15 protein-coding genes are annotated in these 23,675 nt (G+C 68.3%); 5 read left to right on the forward strand and 10 right to left on the reverse strand.

What is annotated here, in order from left to right:
* Positions 1-11 precede the first annotated feature (11 nt).
* The 9 genes from V9L20_RS10315 to V9L20_RS10355 all read right to left on the reverse strand — a co-directional run bounded on the left by V9L20_RS10315 (position 12) and on the right by V9L20_RS10355 (position 15,523).
* Positions 12-1,694, reverse strand: coding sequence for an FxLYD domain-containing protein (locus V9L20_RS10315; protein ID WP_337296511.1), 1,683 nt, complete (start codon positions 1,692-1,694; stop codon positions 12-14).
* The gene (locus tag V9L20_RS10320; RefSeq protein ID WP_337296512.1) at positions 1,691-4,270 is read right to left on the reverse strand and encodes a DUF5682 family protein; all 2,580 of its coding nucleotides are present in this window, start codon (positions 4,268-4,270) and stop codon (positions 1,691-1,693) included. The genes V9L20_RS10315 and V9L20_RS10320 overlap by 4 nt, the downstream gene beginning before the upstream one ends.
* A complete protein-coding gene (locus V9L20_RS10325; RefSeq protein WP_281146436.1) occupies positions 4,261-5,382 on the reverse strand; it encodes an ATP-binding protein in 1,122 nt (373 codons plus the stop codon). Before V9L20_RS10325 ends, V9L20_RS10320 begins: the two co-directional genes overlap by 10 nt.
* A complete protein-coding gene (locus V9L20_RS10330; protein WP_337296513.1) occupies positions 5,379-7,238 on the reverse strand; it encodes a VanW family protein in 1,860 nt (619 codons plus the stop codon). The genes V9L20_RS10325 and V9L20_RS10330 overlap by 4 nt, the downstream gene beginning before the upstream one ends.
* Complete coding sequence (locus V9L20_RS10335) at positions 7,235-7,840, reverse strand: DUF6891 domain-containing protein (protein WP_337296514.1); 606 nt, start codon at positions 7,838-7,840, stop codon at positions 7,235-7,237. The genes V9L20_RS10330 and V9L20_RS10335 overlap by 4 nt, the downstream gene beginning before the upstream one ends.
* A gap of 21 nt (positions 7,841-7,861) precedes the next feature.
* On the reverse strand, positions 7,862-11,689 hold the full coding sequence (locus V9L20_RS10340) for a DUF4132 domain-containing protein (protein ID WP_337296515.1): 3,828 nt from the start codon (positions 11,687-11,689) through the stop codon (positions 7,862-7,864).
* Positions 11,690-11,783: 94 nt separating this feature from the next.
* Complete coding sequence (locus V9L20_RS10345; protein WP_337296516.1) at positions 11,784-13,862, reverse strand: SWIM zinc finger family protein; 2,079 nt, start codon at positions 13,860-13,862, stop codon at positions 11,784-11,786.
* Positions 13,862-14,989: a VWA domain-containing protein gene (locus V9L20_RS10350; RefSeq protein ID WP_337296517.1), complete on the reverse strand. Its 1,128-nt coding sequence runs from the start codon at positions 14,987-14,989 to the stop codon at positions 13,862-13,864. Before V9L20_RS10350 ends, V9L20_RS10345 begins: the two co-directional genes overlap by 1 nt.
* Before the next feature lie 153 nt (positions 14,990-15,142).
* Positions 15,143-15,523, reverse strand: a complete 381-nt coding sequence (locus V9L20_RS10355) for a helicase SNF2 (RefSeq protein ID WP_126748835.1) — start codon at positions 15,521-15,523, stop codon at positions 15,143-15,145.
* 340 nt (positions 15,524-15,863) lie between these two features.
* Here V9L20_RS10355 and V9L20_RS10360 point away from each other — a divergent pair, with 340 nt between their 5' ends.
* On the forward strand, positions 15,864-16,577 hold the full coding sequence (locus V9L20_RS10360) for a YebC/PmpR family DNA-binding transcriptional regulator (protein WP_258503606.1): 714 nt from the start codon (positions 15,864-15,866) through the stop codon (positions 16,575-16,577).
* On the opposite strand, the gene V9L20_RS10365 is transcribed toward V9L20_RS10360, so the two are convergent.
* Positions 16,574-18,496 (reverse strand): sensor histidine kinase, encoded by a 1,923-nt coding sequence (locus V9L20_RS10365; RefSeq protein ID WP_337296674.1) that lies wholly within the window; start codon positions 18,494-18,496, stop codon positions 16,574-16,576. The two genes, V9L20_RS10360 and V9L20_RS10365, sit on opposite strands and share 4 nt — an antisense overlap.
* A 383-nt stretch (positions 18,497-18,879) precedes the next feature.
* Here V9L20_RS10365 and V9L20_RS10370 point away from each other — a divergent pair, with 383 nt between their 5' ends.
* The 4 genes from V9L20_RS10370 (at position 18,880) to V9L20_RS10385 (ending at position 23,518) form a co-directional block, all read left to right on the forward strand.
* Positions 18,880-19,386 carry a Csu type fimbrial protein gene (locus V9L20_RS10370; RefSeq protein WP_337296518.1) on the forward strand — a complete coding sequence of 169 codons (507 nt, stop codon included), beginning with the start codon at positions 18,880-18,882 and terminating at the stop codon, positions 19,384-19,386.
* Positions 19,387-19,396: 10 nt separating this feature from the next.
* Positions 19,397-20,125: a fimbrial biogenesis chaperone gene (locus V9L20_RS10375; protein ID WP_337296519.1), complete on the forward strand. Its 729-nt coding sequence runs from the start codon at positions 19,397-19,399 to the stop codon at positions 20,123-20,125.
* 70 nt (positions 20,126-20,195) lie between these two features.
* Entirely contained in the window at positions 20,196-22,484 is a 2,289-nt protein-coding gene (locus V9L20_RS10380; protein ID WP_337296520.1) for a fimbria/pilus outer membrane usher protein, read from the forward strand.
* On the forward strand, positions 22,481-23,518 hold the full coding sequence (locus V9L20_RS10385; protein WP_337296521.1) for a Csu type fimbrial protein: 1,038 nt from the start codon (positions 22,481-22,483) through the stop codon (positions 23,516-23,518). The genes V9L20_RS10380 and V9L20_RS10385 overlap by 4 nt, the downstream gene beginning before the upstream one ends.
* Positions 23,519-23,675 lie beyond the last annotated feature (157 nt).

The raw sequence follows: 23,675 nt of genomic DNA on the forward strand, positions 1-23,675 counted from the left end.
CCGCGGCGGGGCTATTCGGTTTGGTATAGCGTCGAAACGCTCGCAAAATCCCACCCGTTCTGCTCCACGTCCACCTGGAACGGCACGCTCTCGCCCGGCGCAATGGCCGGCAGGTTCTGCACCTGCCTGAAGCCGGTGAGCTGCCCGTTCCGGTCGCGCAGACTCACCCACAGGCGCACCTTGCCGACCACGTTGTTGCCCGGGTTCTTCACCGTGCCCGTGACCTCCACGCTCTTGTAAGTGAAGCGCTGGCTGAAGTTGAGCAGCACGCTGCCCGTCTCGGCCTTGGTGCCCGTGACCTGCACCTCCAGCGGTGCGCGCGGGCCCGGCAGCGCGGCGCGGCGCATCGGCTTCCACTCGACTCGGGTCTGGGTGATGCGCTCCACGGCGTTCGGCTCCAGCAATATGGGAAACCGCTCGCCCGGGTACAGGTAGGCCAGCCCCGCAATGGCGGTGGTGCCATCGGCCTTGCTGCCGCCAAAGCGCGAGATCACGCCGCCCGGCGCCACCACCACCGCGTCGGCGCTTCGGTTCACCAGCTCGGTCAGGAACAGCGGCCGCTGGATGTTGCTGCGCCCCGCAACCAGCGGCAGCAGTTCCAGCTGATTCACATCGAAGCGCTCGCTGTCCTCGGCCAGCAGGTCTTCGGTGCTCAGGCGCAGGTCGGGATTGAAGCTTTCCGGCGCCCCCACGGCGCGCACCACCCGCCCGGCGTTGAGTACTGCGCTGCGCGAGCCGCCGGCATCGACGGTGTTGTAGCCGATGCGGTAGTCCCAGGCCGCAATGGCCGCCGCACGGCCGAAGCGGGCAATGCTCAGGTCCACCGAGGTCTGCGCGCCGGGCTTGAGCTCGTTGGCTTGCGCATAGCCGTGGCCGAAGCCGATCACCTGCCCCGCGTCGTCGTACAGCGTGGCCAGCACGTCGATGCCGGAGAGCATGGCCGCATCCTTGCGCGCGTTGACGATGCGCCCCACCAGCCGCACCCGCTCGGCCTGCTGCACCAGCCGCACGCGCGCAAAGGTCATGCGCTCGCCTTGCACAGCCTTGTAGGGTTCGGCCAGCTTCTGCACGGTCAGTTCCTGGCGCGTGACGTTCTTGCCGCTCGGCAGGTCGATCAGCGCCGGCACGCTCTCGCCCGGCTCGAGCACGGAAACCGGCAACGTCTCGGTGCGCTCTTCAACGCGGTTGTCGCCGTCGTAGTACACGGCCTTGATGCCGGCGCGTGCGAGCGGCTTGCCCGTGTCGTTGCGCGCCACCACCAGCAGCTTGGGCACGGCCGAGCTGCCGCCGCCCACCAGCACCTGGCGCGGCTCGCCGAGCTTCAGTCCGTCCGTCGGAATGGTTCTATCAACCGGCGGCGCAACCGCGGGCCGTGCCGCGGAGGCGTATGTCGATGGCCGCGGGCCGGACAGCATTCCGATCACCGCGCTCACCAGCAGCACACCCGCCACAACGGCCACGCCGATGCCGGCATTGCGCAGCATGGCCTTGCGCCGCTGTGCCTCGTCGGCCGCGAGCCGGCGCCCGGCCTCGTTCTTGACCTGTTCGAGCACACGGTCGAGCCGGTCGGAAACGTTGTCCTCCACCAGCGTTACCGAGCCGCAGTGCTGGCAGGCGTACTGGTTCAGGCCGGTGCGCTTGAGCGCGCTGCTGCCGCATTCGCCGCACTTGAGCGTCTGGAGATCGATGGTCATGACGCGCTTTCGATGTTGTTGTTCTTCTTGTGCTCCGAGGCGGCCAGCCATGCGGCAAGCCCGTCGCGGCGCATGCACTCGGCCAGCGCGAGCTGCAGCTGTGCGCCTTCGTGCAGGTCTTGTTCGGTAGTTTCGTAGTGCATCTGGTAGAGCGCATCGCCCTCTGCTTCGCCCATGCCGTGCAGCGCGGCAACGCGGCCGGCCAGGTCGGAGGTCTCCTGCGGCTTGAGGCGCGTGAAGGCCTGCCGCAGATCGGGCAGATGCGCCACAAAGGCTTCGGCGTCCCAGCCCTGCACCAGGCCGTCGAGGCCTTCGAGCAGCGCAGGCAGGCGCAGCAGCAGTTCAGGCGCCGCGGCCATCACCCCGTTGAGAAAACGAACTGCTTCGCGCGGCTCTGCGCCCGCGCCGAAGCGCTGGCGCACCACGGTGTCGAGCGCGTTCTCGTCCCAGTGCCCGTCAAGGTACAGCAGGGCCGAAGCGGCGCCGGCCACGGCGGGCGCGGCCGATGCGCCGGTCGCGAATCGTTCGAGCTGCGTTCGCAGCAGATCGAGGTCGATGGCACCGTCGCCGGCTTCCCCCAGTTCGGCTTGCAGCGAGGCCAGCAGGCGCCCAAGCTCGCGCAGTGAAAGCAGTTGCTTCACCGCGCCCGCCTCGCCCTCTTCAGGGCAACCGCCCACATCGGGCAGCAGGAACAGCGCCGCGGGCCACACCCGCTCCAGCAGGCTGCGCAGCTGCGGATGCTGTTGCATGCCCAGCGGCTCCCGCGCACGCCAGAGCGTGACGAGCCGGTGCCCGCACTCGACCACCGAGCCGAGCGAGGCATCTTCGTCGAGGTGCGTGGACAGCATCGACAGCAGTTGGGGAAGGCGCGACTGCAGACCGACCAGGCAGGCGCGCATCAACAGCGCCACGGCCGCGCTCGCGCTCCGTCCGCGGCCCTGGTCGGAAAGCGCGGCTTCTTCCTTGCGCAGCTTGGCCATGCAGACGGCCTCCACGCTTGCGCCTTCGGCCGCCAGCTCGATGAGCCGGGCCTCCACCAGCGGCGACCAGGCGGCGCGCCACTCTTCGAACAGCAGGTGCAAGCGGCTGTTGCCAAGAAAATCCGGCCCCGCGAGCCAGGTGCCCAGCCCCGCGTCGAGGTACGCCATGGCATGGAAGAAACGGCTGCGCTCGCGGTGCGAAGGCTTGCGATAAAGGTCCAGCCGCGCCACGCGCGCGGTGCTGTCGTCCAGCCGCACGCCGGCCTGGCGGGCGAGCCTGCGCGCATCCTCGATCAGCGGCGGCGAGCCTGCCGAAGGCGGCACGTCGCCGATGCGCGTGCCGCTCAGAAAGGCGCGCAGGTCGGCGGTAAAGCCGCGCGTGCCTTCGTCGATGGCGCCCTTGATGAAGCAGGAGCGGATCGCATCGAGCAGGTCCTGCCGGCCGGGACCGGCATTGCCGCGCAGCGCCGCAAGCCGCATGGCCTGCGCGGCGGCGGCCTGCACGAGCGCGGTGGACGCCGCATCGGCATGGTCCTGCGCGCGGGTCTGGCGCGCAAAGCGGGTGAGGCTGTCGAGCGCCACCGCGGTGAAGGGATCGGCCTCGCCGGCCTCGAGTCGCTCCCACACCTGCTGGTAGTAGCCTGGCGACGGCATGCCCGAGGCATAGCCGTTGAGCGCGTCGAGCCGCTCGAAGCTGTAGCGGATCAGCCATGCGTTGTCTGGTGCGTCCTTGCCGGCGGGCGCCTTCGAGGGCTTGGCCTTCTGCCACTGGTTGACCAGTTCGAGCGTGTGGAAGCCGCCGGTGACGACCACGATCGGCCCCTCGACCTCGTTGCGCCAGCGGCGGATGTGCGCCGCCATGTGGCGCTCCCGCGGCAGGCTCAGCTCAGCCTCGAGCACCTCGGGCTCGTAGTCGAGCCGCGCCATCGCGCACCAGCTGAACACGTCGGAGAAGAAAGCGCGCCAGTCGCCGAGAGCGGCCGACGTGCGCAGTTCGAACAGCCGGTCCCACAGCTCCTGGTGGTCGACGCAGCCGAGCTGGGCGGCCATGGCGTTCAGGTAGCGGCTGTGTGCGAAATGGCGCTCTTCCATCAGGCTGCGCGCTGTGTCGCGTGCATCGCCCTCGCCCTGGTCGCCTTCCTCGCCTTCGTCGCGATGCCAGGCCTTGTCGCTCCAGGGAAGATCGATCAGCCCCAGGCGTGCGCCGAGCGCCGCGCCTTCGCGCACGGCAATCCACTCGGGGCTGTAGTCGCAAAACGGAAAGAACGACGCACGCGATTCCGTGCGCGTCTTCTCTTCCGAGTCGGGGTCGTCGACCGGCACCTGCCGGGTGCTCTGGCACAACCATGCAACGGGAGCCGTGGTCCGTGCGTGCTGCAGCAGCGGCAGCAGGGCGTTCAGGTCGTCCGGTCCTTCGACCAGCACAGCCGCCGGCCTGATCTCGCGCAGCAGCGCCCTCAATGCGAATGCGCAGGCCGGGCTGTGGTGCCTCACGGGCACGAAGAACACGCCCTCGCCATCCTCGCCGAACAGCCGGCCGCGCGCGGCTTCCAGCGCCGCAGGCAGAACGCTGCCGGCTTCCGCAGCTACTGCCACAGCGCGCGCGCCGCGTCGTGAAAGGTCTTCCATTGCGCGTCGCGCTTGCCGCGTTCGCGCACCACCGTGTCGAAGTAGTGGCGCACGCGCTTCACATCGTCGGTGCTGTCCTTCAGAACCACGCCTTGCAGCTGGCCCGCGATCTCGCGCGCTGTGAGCTGGCCGCCGTTGAAATGGCGCGCCTGCAGGGCCGCCGCATAAGCCACGTTCACGGCCTCGGCGGTGGACATCACGGCATCGAGACCCTTGATGGCGGTGCCGTCCTGCGTCTGGCCCGCGCGCAGTTCCTGGAAGGTGGTGACCAGCAGCGCCACCACGTCGCGCGGCACCTCGACCGGCGATTCGCCGCCGCCGTCGAGTTCGCGCTTCAACTGGGCCATCACCAGCTCGACCTCGAACGAATGGTCGCGGATGGGCTTTACCGTTTCGAAGTTGAAGCGGCGCTTGAGCGCGGACGACATCTCGTGCACGCCGCGGTCGCGCAGGTTGGCCGTGGCAATGATGTTGAAGCCGCGCTGTGCATAGAGCCGGGCATCGTCGCCCAGCTCCGGAATCATGAGCTGCTTGTCGCTCATCAGCGAAATCAGCACGTCCTGGATCTCGGGCGGGCAGCGCGTGATTTCCTCGAAGCGCACCAGCTTGCCCGCGCGCATGGCCTGGTAGAGCGGAGAAGGCACCAGCGCGCGCTGGCTCGGCCCCTCGGCCAGCAGCAGCGCGTAGTTCCAGCTGTACTTGATGTGGTCTTCGGTGGTGCCGGCCGTGCCCTGCACCGTGAGCCCCGAATCGCCGCTGATGGCGGCCGCGAGCAGTTCCGAGAGCAGCGACTTGGCGGTGCCCGGCTCGCCCACCAGCATCAGGCCCTGGTGGCCCATGAGCGTGACGATGGCGCGGTCCACCAGCGGATCGTCGCCGTAGAACTTGCGGCTCACCTGCAGCTTCTCGTCGCCGAGGATGAAGCGCCGCACCGCGCGCGGCGAGAGCTTCCATCCGGTGGGCCGCGCATCGGTGTCGGCCGCATGCAGGCGCGCAAGCTCGTCCGCATAGCGCGCCTCCGGGGCCAGGCGCACGGCCTGCGTTGCAGGGGAAGAAGACGGTGATGTGCCGGTGCTCATGATGGTGTTGCTGCTGGTTGCTTCTGTAGGTCGGCGTGGGTGATCGTAGCCGCTGGTGCGGTGGCGATCGAGGCGCGCAGCGCAGCGCGCAGGCCTTCCACGTCTCCCGCCTTGACCTGGCGCACGCCCGCAAGACCTGCAAGGCCGCAGGCGGTCGAGGCCACGACCGGCACATGGGCCGCCAGGGCGCGGAGGAGCGCGCGCGGCGCATGCTCGACATGGGCTGGCAGCACGACCACGCAAGCGCCGCGGAGCCAGTCGCCGCCGCGCCACTCCATATGGTCGACGCGGTCGATTCCGCGCCACATTTGCGTGTCTCCCGAGGGCGAGCCCAGCACGCGCAGGCGGCAGGGCCAACCCTGAAGCGCGGCAGCCAGTTCGCGCGCGCCCTTGCGGGCAAGCGAACTCGCGGCAAACACGATCAGCGGCGGTTCATCGCTCGTAGCAACAGGTTGTGCGTTGGATTGCACGGCCGGTTGCACCCAGTCGAGCCGCACCACCGAGGCCTGCGGTGCAGCAAGGGACAGGTGGTCCGCGGTTTCCGCATGCGGCGTGACCAACGCCGCCGCCCGCGCCAGCGCGGCGCCCTCGGCCCGCACCAGCGCGGGCGCGGCACGAAAGTCGCGCAGCGTGGCGTCTTCGGGCCATTGGCGTGCGGCCGCATCGAGCCGCCGTTCGATTTCCGCCATCGGCAAGGCGCCGGCCAGCACCGTGATGCGGCGGCCGTCGAGTGCGCCGGTCTGCTGAAGGTGCGGGAGGAAGGCCTGGTCCACCACCAGTTGCGTGTGTTCGGGTTTCAGGCGCGCGGCAAAGGCGAGCGCCAGCCAGCGCTGGCCATCGATCAGGCTGGCCTGCCGCCGGCCTGCGTGGCGCGCCCAGAGCCGCTGCCACAGTGCGCGGCGCAGGCTCGTCCACCAAGGGCGGATCGCCGCGGAGCCGTCCGGCCGAAGCGCGGCTGGCAGCGGCCGCCAGAAAGCGAGCCGCATCGGCACCGGCTGCATGCGGTCTGCACCGGCATGGTGTGCGTCCAGGTAGCGCGCAAATTCGGGCGTGACGGCATCGAGCAGCACGGCCGTGCGCCCTTGCTGTGCAACCAGGGGCGATGGCCGATGGCGAAAGCAGTCCGTCTGCTCGCAACTCAGGCAGCCGCGTGCCGTCGGCAGCGCCTGGCTGGCGCCCTTTCGCACCACCCTCGGCATGCCGGGCGGCACCACCGGCACCGCCAGGGACGAACGCGCACGAATGCGCAGCACCAGCTCGGTGGCGGTCAGCTCCACCTCGAGCCGCCAGTCATGCCTGGCGCGCACCTTCAGGTCGACGTAGTTCCAGAACACCGTTGCGTCGACTGCATCGTCCGCGGCTTCGGCCGCCTGCTCGACCCGCGCCGTATGGCCATGCCGCTCCACGAGCTCAAGGCCCGCACGCGCCGCGGCGGTGGCAAGCGCGTTGGACAGCTGGCAAAGGCCGCCGGCCAGCGTAGGCACCACGCAACCCGCACGCAGCTCCCGGCCCGCCACGAAGCCGCGCCCTGCGCCCGGCCGGCCCAGCTGGCGCCAGAAGCTCAGCACCTCGCCGGCCGGCACCTCGACAGCGTCGAAAGCGCGGCGCGCCACGCGCAGGTTCTGCACCTTGCCGGCCACCAGAGGGAATTCGTCATCGCGGCCGTCGGACCAGAGCGCGGTGCGGTACTGCGCCAGCACGGGCGCATCGGCCAGGGCCTGAGTGCCGCCAGGCCAACGCCGTGCCGAGGGCCGCAGCGCCTCGCGCAATGCATGAGCCGTAGCCAGCAGCCTGGAGCGCAGCCAGAAATCGACAGCGTCGATGCGGCGCGGCGGCTGCCAGGCTTCGGCGCTCACACCGAGGGGCCTCGCTTGCGCCACTGGCCCAGGTCGGCTTCGATGCGCTGGCTGACGTCGCCGTTCCAGCGGGCCTCGAAACCGGCCGCGCACAACAGCTCGACGATGCGGTGGCCGATGGCGACGGTGTTGGCCTCGCGCTGCTCGATCTCCGGGATCATGCCGCCGCTGAACGCCAGGTGCATGCGGCCGGTGCGCACCGCAGAGTCCAGGTCCTGCGAGTGATAGAAGCAGCAGCCGCGAATGCCCGATTCCAGGCGCCCCGCGGCGCGCCACTGTTCGCGCACATCGTCATGGCCGTCGGACAGCGTGTTGCCGGCGCGGTGCAGGGCAATGATCTTTTCGCTGCGCAACTGGGCGAACACGGCTTCGAGGCGGTCGTACTCCGTCTGCTCGGGCCACCGGGCCTCGTCGGCACGCTTGGCGGCGCAGATGCGCGCGGCCTCGGCCTTGACCCAGGCGCGGTCCTCGCCCGTGAGCTCGTCCGGGTCGAGATACTCGTCGGTGATCAGCCACTCGACGTCGGCATCGGGATAAAAGCCGCACCACACGAGCTCGTGGATGCGTGCGCGCGTATCTTCAGGGTCGAGTGTGAGGGCCATGCGTGTTGGGATTGCCGACGGTTACCAAGGCATCTTCTTTTCCCAGCCCGCATCGAAACCGGCGCAGGCCTGGGCAATGGCCAGGTAGTCGGCATAGGCCTCGGCCAGCAGCACCGGCGGCACGCTCGACAGCGGCAGCGCACGGTCGCTGTAGCCGCGGGTCTTCATGTCCTCGAAGCCCAGTGTCTTGAGCGCTGCGGGCACGTTTTCCTCCGGCAGGGTGTTGCCCGAGAACTCGATGGCCACGCGCACGCCGGCCGACGAGAACTCCTTGGTGTACTGGTAGAAGAAGCCGCCGTCCTCGGCCTGCGCGCGCTGATAACCGAGCTTGGCAAAGCTGCCGCGCAGCGTGAAGGTGTCGCTGATCCAGCCCAGCCGGTCGTTGATCTCGCTCACCGGCTGGCCCTTGTCGTCGGTGAACGCAACGGCCGGCGGCTTGCGCGTCATCTGTGCGAAGAGCGGCACCAGCTTGTAGTCCTTGAAGTGCTTGTTCCACGCGGCGGCCGTGGCCTCGTCCACCAGCGAGGCATGGCCCAGGCGCAGCTGGCTGTCGGCCGCGAGCTCGACCTCGTCGTCCTGCGTGTCGATCAGGCTGCCGTCCTCGGTGGGGCGGAAGCTGCCGCGCACCGCGCCTTCCGCGTCCAGCTCGAGCCACACGAGCCGCTGTATCAGCCGCCCGGCAATCGGGTGCCGGTGCAGGTATTCGCGCCACTCGGCCTGCGGCCAGACGCGGCCCGTGCACATGGCCTCGAACAGCCGCGCGGTCTGCAGGTCGATGACCTGCTTGAGCTCTTTCTTGCTGGTCGAGAACTGGGCCTTCGCGTCCTTGATGAGGGCGGGGTCATCGTTCTGGCGCGGCTCGGGCAGCGCCTTGACGACCTTGCCTTCGGGGTTGCGCAGTTCGGGCTTCATCGCGGCGTCGAGCACCATGGTGAAGATGCGGTCGCCGTACGCGAGTTCGAGCTTGCCGGTGTCGTCCAGGTCCGCGGTGGGAATGGTGCGGTCGGCGAGCTGGTCCTGCGTCCAGCTGTTGCGGTCGGCAATCTGCTGCACCAGGGCGCGCGCCTTCTCCTGAACCGAGGCGGTGCGGTAGCGGCGCGATAGGCCCAGCAGCAGCTGGATCACCACCGGATCGTTGCCCGGCGCCACGCCTTCGAGCATGGCTTCGATCTGCGAACGACGCTGGTAGTGGTCGCGCATGTACTGCTGCAGCAGCGTGACGACCTCGTGCCCCGGCGTGTGGGCCGTCAGGGCGAGGATGCCTTTTTCGCCGATCGCGCTGCCGAGGTATTCGCTCATCTTCTCGCGCTTGCACTCTTCGAAGACCTGATCCTGCGTCTTCTGGAAGTCGGCTTCGTAGTACTGCTTGTGCTCGGCCTTCGCGTTCTGGTAGCGCTGCTGGTTGCCCTGGTAGCGCTGCGGCGCGTTGGCGTTGGCATGCGCAATGCCTTCGTCGAGCGTGGGATGGCGCGTGTCGTGCGCAATGAACTGGCGCAGCACCAGGCTGCCGACGACCTGGCGGCTGGCTGCGTCGAGCAGGCCGAGGTAGCGCGTGAGCAGCGCGTTGCCGCCCGGTTCCTTGAGCTTGCAGGCGAGCACCACCCACCAGCGCACGATCTCGGGTTCTACCGCGCTGCCGTCCAGCCATTTGCAGGCGGGCAGCGCGTCCAGAGAAAACCACGCAAGGCCCGCCGGAGGCTTGGCCTTCAGGCCCTTCTTTGCTTCAGCCAGAAGAATGGCGGGCGCAAGGCGCGCGGAGATGTCGTCGCCCAGCGCCTCGAGCGCCGTGAGATAGGCCGCACGCACGGTTTCGCGGGTTTCCTTCTCGAGCGCCTTGGTGATGGCGGGCACGGCATCGGCGTACTTGAGCTCGGCCAGCCAGTTGGCGGCCTCGATGCGCACCTCGCTCTTGGTGGAGCCGAGCGACTCGACCACGCGCCGGCCGATGTCGGGCAACATCGACAGCGCCTTCTGCGCGGCGGCGCGGTGCGTCTTGCCTTCGCCGAGCGCCAGTTCCATCACGCGCGGCAGCCAGCGTGCCTGCACGGTCGGAAAGACGGCCAGCGTGCGCAGCGTGGCGTTCAGGTCGAGCTGGGTCTGGCGGCCTTCGCGCTTTGGCGGCGCAATGAGGCCCAGGCCTTCGTCGATGTACTCGGGGTGCTCCGCGAAGAAGGGCCACACGCGATCGGCCGGCAACACCTCGACCGCCGTGGCCTGGTTCCAATACTGGTAGAGCGCGGTGTGCGCCACATCGTCGATCGGCATGCCGGAGCGCTGGAGCAACTCGGCCAGCGCACGCAGGTCGACCGAGCCAACGGGCTGGCGCCCGAGCCACTTGTGAAAGCCGTCGTCGAACCAGAAGCTGGTCCAGTGGCGCGACACGGCCAGCCAGCGGATCAGGTGCGGCATGCCGAACCCGGGCATGGCCTGCAGGCGATTGCCGAAACCCACCACCTGTTGCAGCTGGCCGTTCTTCACGCGGTTCTGGTCGTGCTTGCTGCCCTGCCCGTTGAGCACGCGCACGGCCACGCGCATGTCCTCGTCGGTGAGCTTTTTATGGGCGGCGTAATTGTCCTGGCGCCACTTGTACCGGTAGGTCTGCTTGGAGGCCTTGTTCTCCTCGATCTCGGCCTCCGCCGCGATGCGGTTCTTCTCGAGCAGCTCGATGCGGTTGGCGATGAGCAGTTGCACCGCCTCTTCGCCGAGCGGAATGTCCTCGAAGGGCTGCCAAGCCGGCGGCTCGGGCAATTCGAGCTCGCCCGCGTCGCCCGCCGCGTCGAGCCGCGACATGGCCGAGCGGATGGCCTGCTGCACGGCCTTGCTGGTCTCGGTTTCTGCGGCCGTGGCAAGCAGCGCGCGCGCCGCGTCGCCCGGCAGGCGCGCAAGCAGCTCGGCGGCCTGCGTGCGCTGCGTGGTGTCGCCGTCCTTCAGCAGCTGCCCCAGGAGTTCGAGCCGCTGCGCCTCGGCAATGCCTTCGAGGTGCGGTGTCGCCTCGGCGCGCACCGTCTTGCTGCCGTCGATCGCCAGGCGCACGAACAGCGGCGCAAAGTCGTTCAAGAGCGCCTTGTCCTTGCCGATGCGCCTGGCCAGCAGAACGCGGCCCGCGGCCGACAGCTTCGCGGGCAGCGCCTCGGTCGCGTCGCGCTGGCTTCGCATGTAGTCGGCCACCGCAGGGGCCTCGACCAGGCCGTCGAGCCGGTCGTGGTACCAGCTGTCCAGTCCCTTGCGCTCGAAGACCTCTTGCAGGGCGATATGCGGATCGAGCCCTTCGTGCGCAAGCAGGGCTGCAATGAGATGCACGTTCCACGCGGGCCGGTGCTTGGCGAGATCGCGTTCGGCGGCATTGCTGGAGCTGCTCTTGTTGAAGCTCGCGAACACCGCGTCGTTGACGAGGTACTGAAGCCACTCCGGCACCGGCGCGCCGGGATGCTCGAGCGACTGCCCGCCGTCGGCCGCCGCGAGCACCTTGCCCAGCCGCACCAGCACATCGAGCGGAGGCGCACCGGCATCCACGCTGGCGTAGAAGCGGCCGCGCTGCTCGAGGCTCTGGTTGCCGATTTTCTCCAGCGGCTTGTTCTGGTAGTTGCTGTAACCCCAGCGCAGGCGGCCGGGCGCTCCGAGCAGTTGCCCGGGCTCGAAGGACCTGGCCGCCTGCAGGTCGAGCAGCACGGTTTCCTGCGTGCCGTCGACCAGGAACGCGGCGGCCTTGTCGGGCAGTTCCTTGCCTGCTTTTTCGAGCGGCTCGAAGGCCTGCTTCAACAGCTGCGCCTGCTCGCGCGTCAAGCCGTTGGCGGCTGCGGTGCCGGCGCCGCCCGTGACGGCGCCCAAGATCTTGTCCAGAAATCCCATGCGTTCTCCTCGTTCTCCTGGGCACTGATTTTGGCAGTTGGACGGGACGCTTCGGCCAACTCGCGGCCTGCAGAGGCAACCGAAGCCAAAGGTTCTAAGCCGGCTGTGCTTTCCTTTGCTCCGGCAAACCGTCGAGTTCGCCAAGCAACTGGCACAGAAAACTCAGCTTCAGCAACGGCACCGCGGCCGGCGCGGCAAGGTGCATGCGCAGCGCACTCGACAGCACCTCCAGGCCGACCGAACCCGCGCGGTCGAGTGCATCGTGCAGGCGCTGCCGCTGCGCCACGGTCAATGCCATGCGACCTGTGGCGGCCTGCGTCTCGGCCACCTCGGTCACGGGCGCGAGCAGGCGCGCCGCGAGCGTGGGCGCACCCACGGGCGCCGCCTGCCGTTGTTGCTGCCGCGCCTCGAACATGCGCAGGATGCGGTTGGCCAGCGACGTGGTGCGCGCGGCCTCGCCGGCAAAGTCGAGCGACACCGCCTGCAGCGCCTTCTTCGCATTGCTGCTCAGCACGGCGATGGGCATGAGTTCGGTGCTCGCGGCGGCGCGCTCGATGCGCACCAGCACCGCATGCACCGGCGCGCGACGCGCGGTGAGGCGGTCGAGGTTGTCGACGCGCTGCCGGTGCTCCGGACCGATGGGAATGCCAAGCCGCAGCCATTGGCCCTTGTCGTCCTGCACCAGCCAGTCGAGGCGCTGCTGTGCTTCGTCGAGCACCGGAGGGCGCGTGTCCGCGGGCCGCAGCAGCACCGCATCGAAAGGCTCGGCCGCAAGGCCGGTGGCGCCGCGCAGGCGCTCGCCGAGTTCGGACCAGTTGCCGCAGCCGATCGACTTCAGCCGCGGATCGTCGGCCGCCCACGCGGGCAGGGGCTGCGCTCGCGTGGCGCCGCCCACCGCCAGGCGGCCGTCTTCGGCGAGGCGGGGTTGCTCGAGGCGCAAGGCGGCTTCGCACACGTTTTGCGCGGCGCCCGCGCCGGACCACAGCGCGTTGGCGGACCATGCGCCGCTGCGCGTGAAGGCCGTGTCGCTTCCGTCGGGCCGGGCCAGCGAAGCCTGCAGCACGCGCGCACCGGCCAGGTCCCAGAACGCCACGGTGAGCCCGCGCGCGCCGCCACGCGTCTGCCACCAATGGGCACCGAGCGGCAGCAGGTCGAGGGCGGCCGACTCGTCGAAGTCGCGCTTGAGCCGGCCGCGCAATGCCACGGCGAGCTCGCCCTCGGCGTGCGCAAGCGCCGCGCACAGCGCATGGATGCGCGCCATGAGCGCGAAGGCGTCGCGCTCCTCGGCGCGGTGGTCGCGCCGCACCAGCAGGTCGACCGTGCCGCCAAGGTTGCGCAGCAAGGCCGCCAGGCGCGGCAAGCCCTCGCCGCGCGCCGACATGTTGAGTGCCAGGAGGCGCGCCGACGTCAGCTCGCTCACATGCGAGAGGCCGCCCGTGAGCAGTTCTTCCAACATCGATTCGACCTGCAGCAGGAACGCACGCTCCCGCTCGCCGAGGCGCGCGGTGTCTTCGACCGGTGCGGGCCGCGCGCCCTCGGGCCATGCGAGGGGCTGCGCGTGCGCGCTGCGCAGCGCCGCAATGGCGATCAGGTGCACCGCCTTGCGCTCCGCGGCAGGTACCTCGGACACCATGCCCGCATAGCCTGCACCCGCCACCCATCGGCATGAGGCGCGGAGCTCGGGCAAGTCCATGACGAGGGTGCCGCCCTGCACCCGCCATTCGACAACGCTGCTGGCAGCCGCTGCGGCGCGCCGCACGGCCGCCGCGCCCGCGGCCTTGAAGAGTGCCGCGGCATCGAGCGCGAGGATTTCCGCGAGCGGGTCGGCAACGGGCGGCGCCTGTCTCTCTTCCTGCTCGGCCGAGGGCACTCCGGCTGCGATGCCCGGCGGCGCCGGCTCCAACGCGCGCAGCCACAGCGCCGCGCCGAGTATGTGTTTGCAGATGCCCGGTGCGGGGCAGTCGCAGCGCGCCTGCTGCGGGCCGCGCGCATCGAGCTGCACGCGCTGGCCGTCGGCCGCCACCACGCCGCCCTCCGCGCCCTCGCCGCCCTGCTCCGCCCATGCGACCTTGCCCGCTTCCACGTCCTTTGCGGCGCGCCGGAGCAGGCCGGGGTTGGCGAGCGTGGCCAGGGTGTCGTCGTCGTAGGCGCGGTAACCGTCGTACCAGGCCATCAGTTCATCACTTCCGCGAGCCACTGCGCAAAATGCGTGGGCGTGAGGGCCGCCACATGCATGCCCTTGTCGGCCAGGCGCTGCGCCATTTGCCGGTCGTACACCGGGTTGGCCGATTCGTCGAGCGCGGCCAGCCCGAGCAGCTTGACGCGCGCCTGCGCCATGCGCTGCACCGCGGCCAGGAGCGGCCCGGGCGCGGCGCCTTCCATGAAGTCGCTGATGAGCGCGAACACGGTGCGCTGCGGGTTGCCCACCAGCGACTCGCAATACGCCACCGCACGGCCGATGTCGGTGCCGCCGCCGAGCTGCACCGTGAGCAGCACCTCGACGGGATCGTGCGCCAGGTGCGTGAGATCGACCACGCTGGTGTCGAACACCACCAGCTTCACACGCACCGCGGGCAGCGAGCTCATGATGCCGGCAATGACGGCGCTGTAGATCACCGAATCCATCATCGAGCCGCTCTGGTCGACGCAAAGCACCACGTCCCAGGGCAGGTTGCGCTTCACGCGCGCGTTGAAGCGCGGATGCTCGATGACGAGCTGCTTGCGCTCCACGTCGTAGTGCTTCAGGTTGGCCGCGATGGTGGCGCGCGCATCGAAGTTCTGCGCGCTCTTGATGTGCGAGCGCCGCATGCGGTTGCGCCGGCCGACCAGCGCGTTGACGAAGTCGTTCCTGAGCTTGCGCGTGATCTCGTCGACGGTCTTCTGGATCACCTCGCGCACCGCGTCGCGCATCTGGCCCGACAGCCGTCCGCGCATGCCGAGCAGCGCCTTGGCAAGGCCGGGCGTGGCGTCGAGCGAGCGCAGCACCGCCGGGTCGGAAAGCAGGTCGGTCAGTTGGTAGCGATCGATCGCCTGCGTCTGCATGCGCTCGAACACCTCTTGCGGAAAGAGACTGCGCGAGCGATTGAGCCAGTCGACCGCGCGCAATTGGCTCGGGTCGAGCGAGCCCGGGCCGCCGCTCGGCCTGGCCAGGCCGCGGCCTTCGTATTCGCGGCCGTAGAGGTATTCGAGGGCCTGGTCGAGCTTCCAGTCGCCCGCCGAGAACTGCGTCTGCGACAGGGGTTGCGCCGCATAGCGGCCGAGGATCAGGCGCCAGCGGCGCAGGGTTTCTTCGGACGACATGCGCAATGCATTCGCAAGGACAGGTGGAAGGAACGGTCAGGGAAGAGAGGAGCGCAGGCAGCTTATCAGACGGCCAAGTACGCCAAGGCAGAAAAGAAAAAGCCGGCCCATGCTTTCGCATGGCCGGCTTCTGGAGCAGACGCTCGCCGAGGATTACAGCGGCAGCGAGTCGCCGCGAGCAGCAGCGCGGGCTGCGGCACGCACCGTGGCGCGGTCCACCGTGCTGGCGACGATGGGTGCGACGCCGGCGGAAGCGCCTTCGGCATACGGATCAGCGCTGCGGGCGGCTGCAACGGCGTCGGCACGGACTGCATCGCGGCTGGTCGACGAGACGAACACTTGGGCCGGGCCTGCGTTGGCGCCGGTGGCGTAGGGGTTGGCGCTGTGCGCGGCAACCACGGCCTGGCTGGCGACTTCGGCGCGGCTGGCGGCCGAGGTCAGTTGATGCACGCCTTCATAGGTTTCGGCGTGGGCGGCACCGGCAACGGCCATGAGGGCAACAGCAACGGCGGAGAGGATCTTCGAGGCGTTCATTTTGATTTCCTTCAATTCAGTTCAGTTTTGACTTTGGATGATTTCGAACCGGTCTTGGGTGGGTCACCGTCCCTTCGGGGGGCGGCCACCTCGCTCGGGGCCCTGTTCACCCAGATCGGCTTGGGGGCCGGTCTGTGAGATGAATTGTGCGCCGTTCTCTAAGTAAAAACCCTCATCAAAAGGAACCTCGGCGTTCACAGAACGGAAACAATGGCAGCGCCAAGAGGCACGAGACCTGAGCTACCTGGAAGAAAATCTCTGCCTGCGGGCTCCGGCTAAAGTAGTCGCCCCAAACCGGCCGTCCAGCAACGCCGTACACACAACACACAGGAACATCAGCATGGGCGCACAGTGGAAAGCAAAGCACAAGGACCTGGCCGCCAATGCCAAGGGCCGGCTGTTCGGAAAACTGGCCAAGGAAATCATGATCGCCGCGCGCAGCGGCGCCGATCCGGCCTCGAACGCACGGCTGCGGCTGGTGGTGGAGCAGGCCCGCAAGGTTTCGATGCCCAAGGACACGCTGGACCGCGCCATCAAGAAAGGCGCCGGGCTCACAGGCGAGGCGGTGAATTTCGAGCATGTGATCTATGAAGGCTTTGCGCCGCACCAGGTGCCTGTGATGGTCGAATGCCTTACGGACAACGTGAACCGCACCGCGCCTGAAATGCGCGTGCTGTTCCGCAAGGGCCAACTGGGCACCTCGGGCTCGGTGTCCTGGGATTTCGACCATCTGGGCATGATCGAGGCCGAGCCTTCGCGGCCCGACGCCGACGCCGAAGTGGCCGCCATCGAAGCCGGTGCGCAAGATTTCGAGCCGGCCGGCGACAACGGTGCCACCGTGTTCCTGACCGACCCCACCGACCTCGACCTCGTCAGCCGCGCGCTGCCGGCCCAGGGCTTCACCGTGCTCTCGGCCAAGCTGGGCTACAAGCCCAAGAACCCGGTAGATCCCGCCAGCCTCAGCGCCGAACACCTGGAAGAGGTCGAAGTCTTTCTTGCGGCTATCGACGCGAACGACGACGTGCAGAACGTGTTCGTGGGCCTTGCGGGCTAGGCGCCGAGCGGGGCCGCGGAAGCTGCGCCAGCCGGCTGCCCTCCGCGCTTGAGAGGCAACCACAGACTGAAAAGCGTGCCCTCCGCCCCCGAGCGCCAAGAGACAGTGCCGCCGACCACCTGGGCCCGGCGCTGCTGGTTCTGCATGCCGCGGCCTCCGGCCTCGCGCATTGCCTTTTCGACATCGAACCCGTGGCCGTTGTCTTCGATGGTGACCTGCACGCCTGAGGCATCCGCCGCGGTGCCCACTCGAATCTCGGTGGCGCGGGTGTGGCGCAGGATGTTGGCAATGCTCTCCTGCACGATGCGCAATATGTGCAGCGCGCTGGTCGGGTCGAGCCAGTCCAGCGCAGGGAGCTCCTGCACGTTCCACTGCAGGGCGACACCCGAGCTCTCGAGCCGGGGGCCCAGCCGGTAGCGCAGCGTGGCCAGCAACAGCAGCAGGTCGTCCTCGAGCGGCTCCATCGAGTCGATGGTCAGCTTCAGGTCGTCCAGGCAGCTCTTGAGTACCTGCGACACCTTGTCATCGCTCATGCCGCCGCTCTCCACCGAGCGAATGGCGCTGATCAGCGACGAGCCCAGGCCGTCGTGCATGTCCTGCATCAGGCGCTGGCGCTCGTCGCTGATGGTCTGCAGCTTCTCGACTTCGCGCAGCCGCTGGTGGCTGCGTTCCAGCTCGGCCTCGCGCGCGCGCAGGCGCTCGGCCAGGCCGGCGTTGACCCGCTCCACCTCGGCAATGGCGTTGACGTAGCGCCGGTACATCAGCACTCCGAACACGCTGAACGTCACTGCGTTGGTGTACGCGCCGAGGTACCAGCCTTCGGGGCTGACGAAGTTGTTCTGCAGCAGCCAGTCGGACACGCCCAGCAGCACGCAGGCGCCGATGCCGACAGCCACCAGCCGCCCTTCGCTGGAACGCTTCCAGGCGCTGATGCCGCCCACCAGCGCCACGGCCACGCCCATCAACGCCGCCCCGATGTAGATCAGCGGCGTGACTTGCGGGGTGTTTCTCAATATTGCGGGGCCCGGCAGCGTCAGCACGCCGATCAGCACCGTCCAGGCGACCACCGCAAAGGTCAGCCACCTGAGCGGCCGGCCGTGCAGCTGGCGCAAGGCGAAGTGCACCACCGCCACCAGCCAGAACAGCGAGTTGACGGTCAGCCAGGCGAACCAGTCGTTGGCAATCGGGACCGCCACATAGAAATGCAGGCTCCGCAGGAACGAAGTGATCGCGAGGTTGAAGAAGAGCAGGTAGCCGATTTCATGGCTGCGCCTGAACCACACGAACAGGGCGAACACGCCCACGGCCATGAAGGCCGCGCTGAGCATGGCCGGCAGGTCTTGCTGGAGCCACTGCCGCATGCGATGGCGCACTTCCAGCGCCTCGACGGGGCCGAGCCACAGCGACGAAACCGCCACCTGCACGGTTCGCGTGTGCTCGATCCGAAGCAGTATCTCGTCCAGCGGCTCGCCGTCGGGCGCCTTGCCCAGCAGCACCCACAGCGGCGTACGGGTGCTGTTCCAGAGCAGGCCTTGCACTTGCGCGCGGTACGCCAGCCGTCCGTTGGCATACACCGCAATGGGGCCGTCCGTCTTGATGCGCGCGCCATACAGCGCAAGCGGTGCCGACGTGGTGGGCAGTTCGCGCGCCGAAAGCCGCAGCCAGGTGATGCGGGTTGCGCCTGTGGACGCGCTGCCGTCGGCCTGGCGCAGCAAGGCGGCGGGGAGCGCGCGAGGCAGTTCGACGGGTTGCCAGGCGTGCGGAAGTGCCTTGCTGTCCACGGCAAGCGGCAACGGACCAAAGCGCGGCGCGGCCGCATCCTCCTCCTGCCAGTCGGCCCGCACCATGTGCAGGACCGCCGATTCATGCTCGGCGTCGGTCGCGCTGAAGTAGGCCGCCATGGCCACCAGCAGCGCCATGGAAACGACGAGCACCGCGTTCGCCCAGAACGATGCGAAGCGGTATCTGGACAAATGCTCGAGGAGGCGCGCGCGCAACCGGCGCGGGTGTGTGGAACTCATCGGCGCGTGGCCGGCGCAGCGCGGCCATGGCAGTTCACGGACGTGTCCTCCAAATCAGATTGGCAACATTTTGTCCGCGTTCAAGACTGTTGTTTACGCTTTTTTCCGACGAAACGGACCGAGCCCAATCGATCAGATGTAACAGCGCTTGTTAAAAACTTCGGCCGCATTGCAACTAAATGTGCAATTGTGTGAATTATTCTACTATCCAGCTGCGACAATCGTTGGCACCATCCGCACCCGTTCTCCCGTCGCTTTCTTAACAACTGTTGGCATCTCTCATGAAAAAACCTTCTCTTCTCCTCGCTTCCATTCTCGCAATCACGGCCACCAGCGCTGCCATGGCTGCAACCTCCGGCGGCTCGTTTCAAGTTCTGATCACCGTCGCCAAGGCCTGCTCGGTTACCGCAGGTAACGCCTCCAACATCGACTTCGGTACGGTCAACTCGTCCGCCACCGGCCTGGTTGCTTCCAGCAACATCAGCGTTACATGTTCCAAGACGACGCCCTACAACGTGGGCCTGATGCCTTCGAACACCAACACCGCGGGTGCCGGTGTGATGTCCGCCCCTCCTGGCAATCCCGACACCGTTGCCTACCAACTGCGTTCGGTCAGCGCCACAGGTCCGGTCTGGGGCAACACCGCCACCCCCACCACGGTGGGCAACGGCGTGGCCGGCACCGGCACGGGCGCGGCGCAGGTGATCCCTGTGTTCGCCACGGTCGCTAACGCCAATGTGACCCCTGGTTCCTACTCGGACACCGTGACCGTCCAGGTCAACTACTGATCGACTGCCCGTGCACCACTTGCTCCGTTACACCGCCGCCCTCGCGCTCGCCTTGGCGCACGCGTTCGCCTCGGCGAGCGGACTGCAGGTTTCGCCGGTCACGCTGACGCTCCAGGCCTCGCAAAACGCCGAGGGCCTTTGGCTCAGCAACACCGGCGACACGGTGGTGCACGCCCAGGTACGTGTCTATCAGTGGACGCAGGAAAACGGCGCCGAAAAGCTGACACCCTCGCGCGAACTTCTCGTAAGTCCGCCGATGGTGCAGCTCGACGCGTCGGCGCGGCAACTGATTCGCGTCATCCGCACCGGGGTTCCCGCCGGTCCGGTCGAAGGCTCGTACCGGGTCATCATCGATGAGCTGCCGGTCGAGATGAAGGAAAAGAAGGGCCTGCAGCTGGTGCTGCGTTATTCGGTGCCCATCTTCATCGCGGCCGCGGGCGCGCAGTCGCCCGCACCCCAGCTCACATGGTCCCTCCGCAGGGAAGAAGGCCAGGCCGTGCTCGAAGTCGCCAACAAAGGCGGCATGCATGCCCAGCTGGCCGATCTGGATTTTGTCGATACCGTCGGCCGCCGCACTCCGGTGCATGCCGGACTGATGGGCTATGTCCTGCCCGGCGCGCGCATGCGCTGGCCGCTGAAGACATCCACAGAAACATTCGCCCTCGGGGGCGTTCTGGAAACGAAGATCAATGGCAACGCGACGCAGGAAAACATCCCGCCGCTCCCACGCGTCCGCTAAGCGCCTGCTGCCACTGTTGCTTCTTTCCGGTCTGGCGTCCTTGGCCGCTCAGGCCCAGAACGTTGCAGCCGTGTCCAGCTCGCTGGTGGCCGCGTCCGCGGAAGAAAACCTCGCCGGAACCGGCGGCGGCGACCTCTACCTGGAACTGAGCCTCAACGGCAATCCCCAGGGACTGGTTCATTTCGGCCTGCGCGGGAACGAACTCTGGGCCGCCGCCGCCACGCTGCGGCAGCTGGGCTTCGTGCTGCCGCCGGGCGTGTCCGACCCCGTGCCGCTCAAGAGCCTGCCGGGCGTACAGGTCGACTACGACGCTGCGGGCCAGCGTCTGGCGATCGTTGCCGCGGCCGATGTGCTGCGCCTGCCCACGACCGTGGTCGACACGTCGAGCATCGTTGCATCGAAGGCCAATGCGGCGCCCGGCCTGCTGCTCAACTACGACCTTTACGGCACCCAGGGCCGGGGCAATACGTCCAGCTTCAACGCGCTGACCGAACTGCGCGCGTTCAGCGGCAGCGCCGTGTTCAGCAACACGCTGATGTCCCGAGCAGCGCGCCTTCCGGGAGAAGGCTGGCAGCATGACTCCGTGCGGCTCGACACCACCTGGAGCAAGTCGTTCCCCGATGACATGCTGACGCTCCGCGTGGGCGACACCACCACGGCTTCGCTGCCGTGGTCGCGCTCCACCCGCATCGGCGGCATCCAGCTTTCGCGCAACTTTGCGCTGCAACCGTATCGCACCACCACGCCGCTGCCGGCGTTCCTGGGGTCGGCCACGCTGCCATCGCAGGTGGAGCTGTACATCAACGGCCTGCGCCAGTACTCGGGCCAGGTGCCGGCCGGGCCTTTCCAGCTCAAGACGGTGCCGAGCATCAACGGTGCCGGCAACGCGCAAGTGGTGCTCACCGACGCCTTCGGCCGCGCCACGACGCTCGATTTTTCGCTCTACGACACGCAGCGGCTGCTGCAGGCGGGCCTTTCCGACTGGTCCGTCGATCTCGGCATGGTGCGCAAGAGCTACGGCCTGCGCTCCTTCGACTACGGCAGCGATCCCGCGGCCAGCGGCACCTGGCGCTACGGTGTGAGCAACAGCTTCACGCTGGAGGCGCATGGCGAGGCGACCCGGGGCCTGGTCAAGGGCGGCGTCGGCGGCGCATGGCTGCTCGGCCAGAGCGGCGTGGTCGCAGGCGCCGTGGCGCACAGCAGCTACGGCGGAGAGCAGGGTTCCCTGATGAACCTGGGCTACAGCTGGCGCGACAACCAATTCAACTTTGCCGTCGAAGGCACCCGCACGCGCGGCGAGTACCGCGACGTTGCATCCCTCTACGGCGGCCCGCCGCCGCGCGGTTCGGGCCGCGCCTCCATCGGCTACACCACGGGCAGCTTCGGCAGTTTCGGCCTCAGCTACCTTTACCTGCGCTATCCCGTGCAGCAGGCAACGCGCCTGGCAAGCGTCTATTGGTTCAGGGCCGTGGGCCGCAATGCCTCGGTGAACGTCAGCCTGAACCAGAACCTGGATGACCGCCGCGAACGCAGTCTCTTCGTCGGGTTCACCTGGGCGCTGGACGGCAACGTCACGGCCAGCGCCGGCCTTCAGCGCGAGCGCGACCGCAACATCTACACCGTCGATGCGCAGAGCTCCACACCGGGCGAAGGCGGCATCGGCTGGCGCGCGGGCCTGCGCCAAGGCGGTGGCCAGAACGGCGGACAGGCCGAGATCGATTACCTGGGCCGCTATGGCCGCGCCATGGCCGGCATCAGCGTGCTCGGCGACAGCCGCTTTGCCTATGCCGGAGCCACCGGCTCGGTCGTGTTCATGGGCGGCCAGCCGTTCGCGGCCCGCCGCATCGACGACGCGTTCGCGGTGGTCTCCACCGACGGCATCGCGGGCGTGCCGGTAAGGCTGGAGAACCGTGACATCGGCACCACCGACGGCAACGGCATGCTGCTGGTGGCCCCGCTCAGCGCCTATCAAAACAACCAGCTTTCCATCGACCCCATGCAATTGCCCGCCGACGTGAGGATCGAACGCGTGAAGACCATTGCCACGCCGAGCGACCGCGCCGGCACGCTGGTGCGCTTCGGCATCACGCCGGTCAACGCGGCCGCACTGATCCTGGTGGACGAGGCGGGCAAGCCCCTGCCGCTGGGCAGCCGCGTGCGCGCCAACGCACAGGGCGGCGAGCCCGCCCTGGTCGGCTTCGACGGCGCGGTGTACCTCGAATCGCTCCAGCCCCGGAACACGCTCGACGTACAGACGCCTTCGGGCCGCTGCCGCGCGAGCTTCGACTATCGCAAGGAAGCCTCGGGAATTCCGCAGATCGGCCCGCTGCGCTGCGCCAAGGAGACCAAGACGCCATGAGCCTTCTGACCCGCTCTTTGCAGGCCCTCGGCCTGCCCCTGCTCTGCGCACTGCTGTGGTGGCTGCCGGCGGGCACCGCGCAGGCGGCGGTCAGCTGCACCGCGACGATGACGAACCTGGCCTTCGGCACGGTCGAGCTGGTCAACGGGGCCACGGCGGCGCCCACCATTGCGACGCTGAACTACAACTGCACCAACGACAGCACCTCCGCCATCGAGCAGGTCAGGGTCTGCTTCAACATTGGCGACGGCAACGAGGGCCTCGGGAACTTCAATCCGCGCGTCATGGAGAACACCGCCGGCAATCAATTGAGGTTCCAGCTGTACCAGGCAACGAGCGGCACGATCTGGGGTTCGAATGGCAATGCGCAGGTACCGAACCCCTTCGTCGTCACGATGAGCATTCCCCGCCGTACGACGGCGGGCGGCCTCGGACGCGTGACCGGGAGCACCACCATGCGCGGAGAACTGCTCCCGCTGCAGGGCGCGGTGCCTCCAGGCTCGTACCAGGACAACTTCGTCGGGGACCACACCTCGATCACGCTGTCGAGGAGCACTTCCGCCATGCCGACGACCTGCGACACCATACAGCCGGGCAGGTTCGCCTTCCTGGTCACCGCAACCGTCGCCAAGAGCTGCCTGGTGACCGCCGATCCGCTGAACTTCGGCACCGTCAACGGCCTGCCGGGCCAGGCCGACAGGGACCAGACCAGCACGATCAACGTCACCTGCACCACGCCCACCCCGTACACGGTTGCGCTGACTCCTTCGAACGGCTCGACAACCGGCGCAGGAACGATGACGCCGACAGGCGGCGTACCCGGCAACGCCGACGCGGTGCCCTACCGGCTCTATCGCAACGCCGCGCGCACCGCCATCTGGGGCAGCGTCACGGGCACGGGCGGCAACGTCGCTACGGGCACCGGCAATGGAGCCGCCCAGGCGCTGACCTTGTATGGCCGCGTTCTCGGCACCAGCGCCAACGTGCGGCCGGACAGCTACCGCGACGTGGTGACGGTCAGCGTCACCTACTGAACTCCGCCGGCAAGCAAGCCGGTGCGGAAAAACCTGCTAGCCAATAGCAGGTTATGGGTAAAGAATGGCTCGGACGGGCCTTCATTTTCCCGCGACTCTGCCGATAAACCAGGACGGGGCATCAATGCGATGCTCTCCACCCGGTTGCGACGAGAGG

The sequence above is a fragment of the Variovorax sp. CCNWLW225 genome, from assembly GCF_037204045.1.
GTDB lineage: Bacteria > Pseudomonadota > Gammaproteobacteria > Burkholderiales > Burkholderiaceae_C > Variovorax.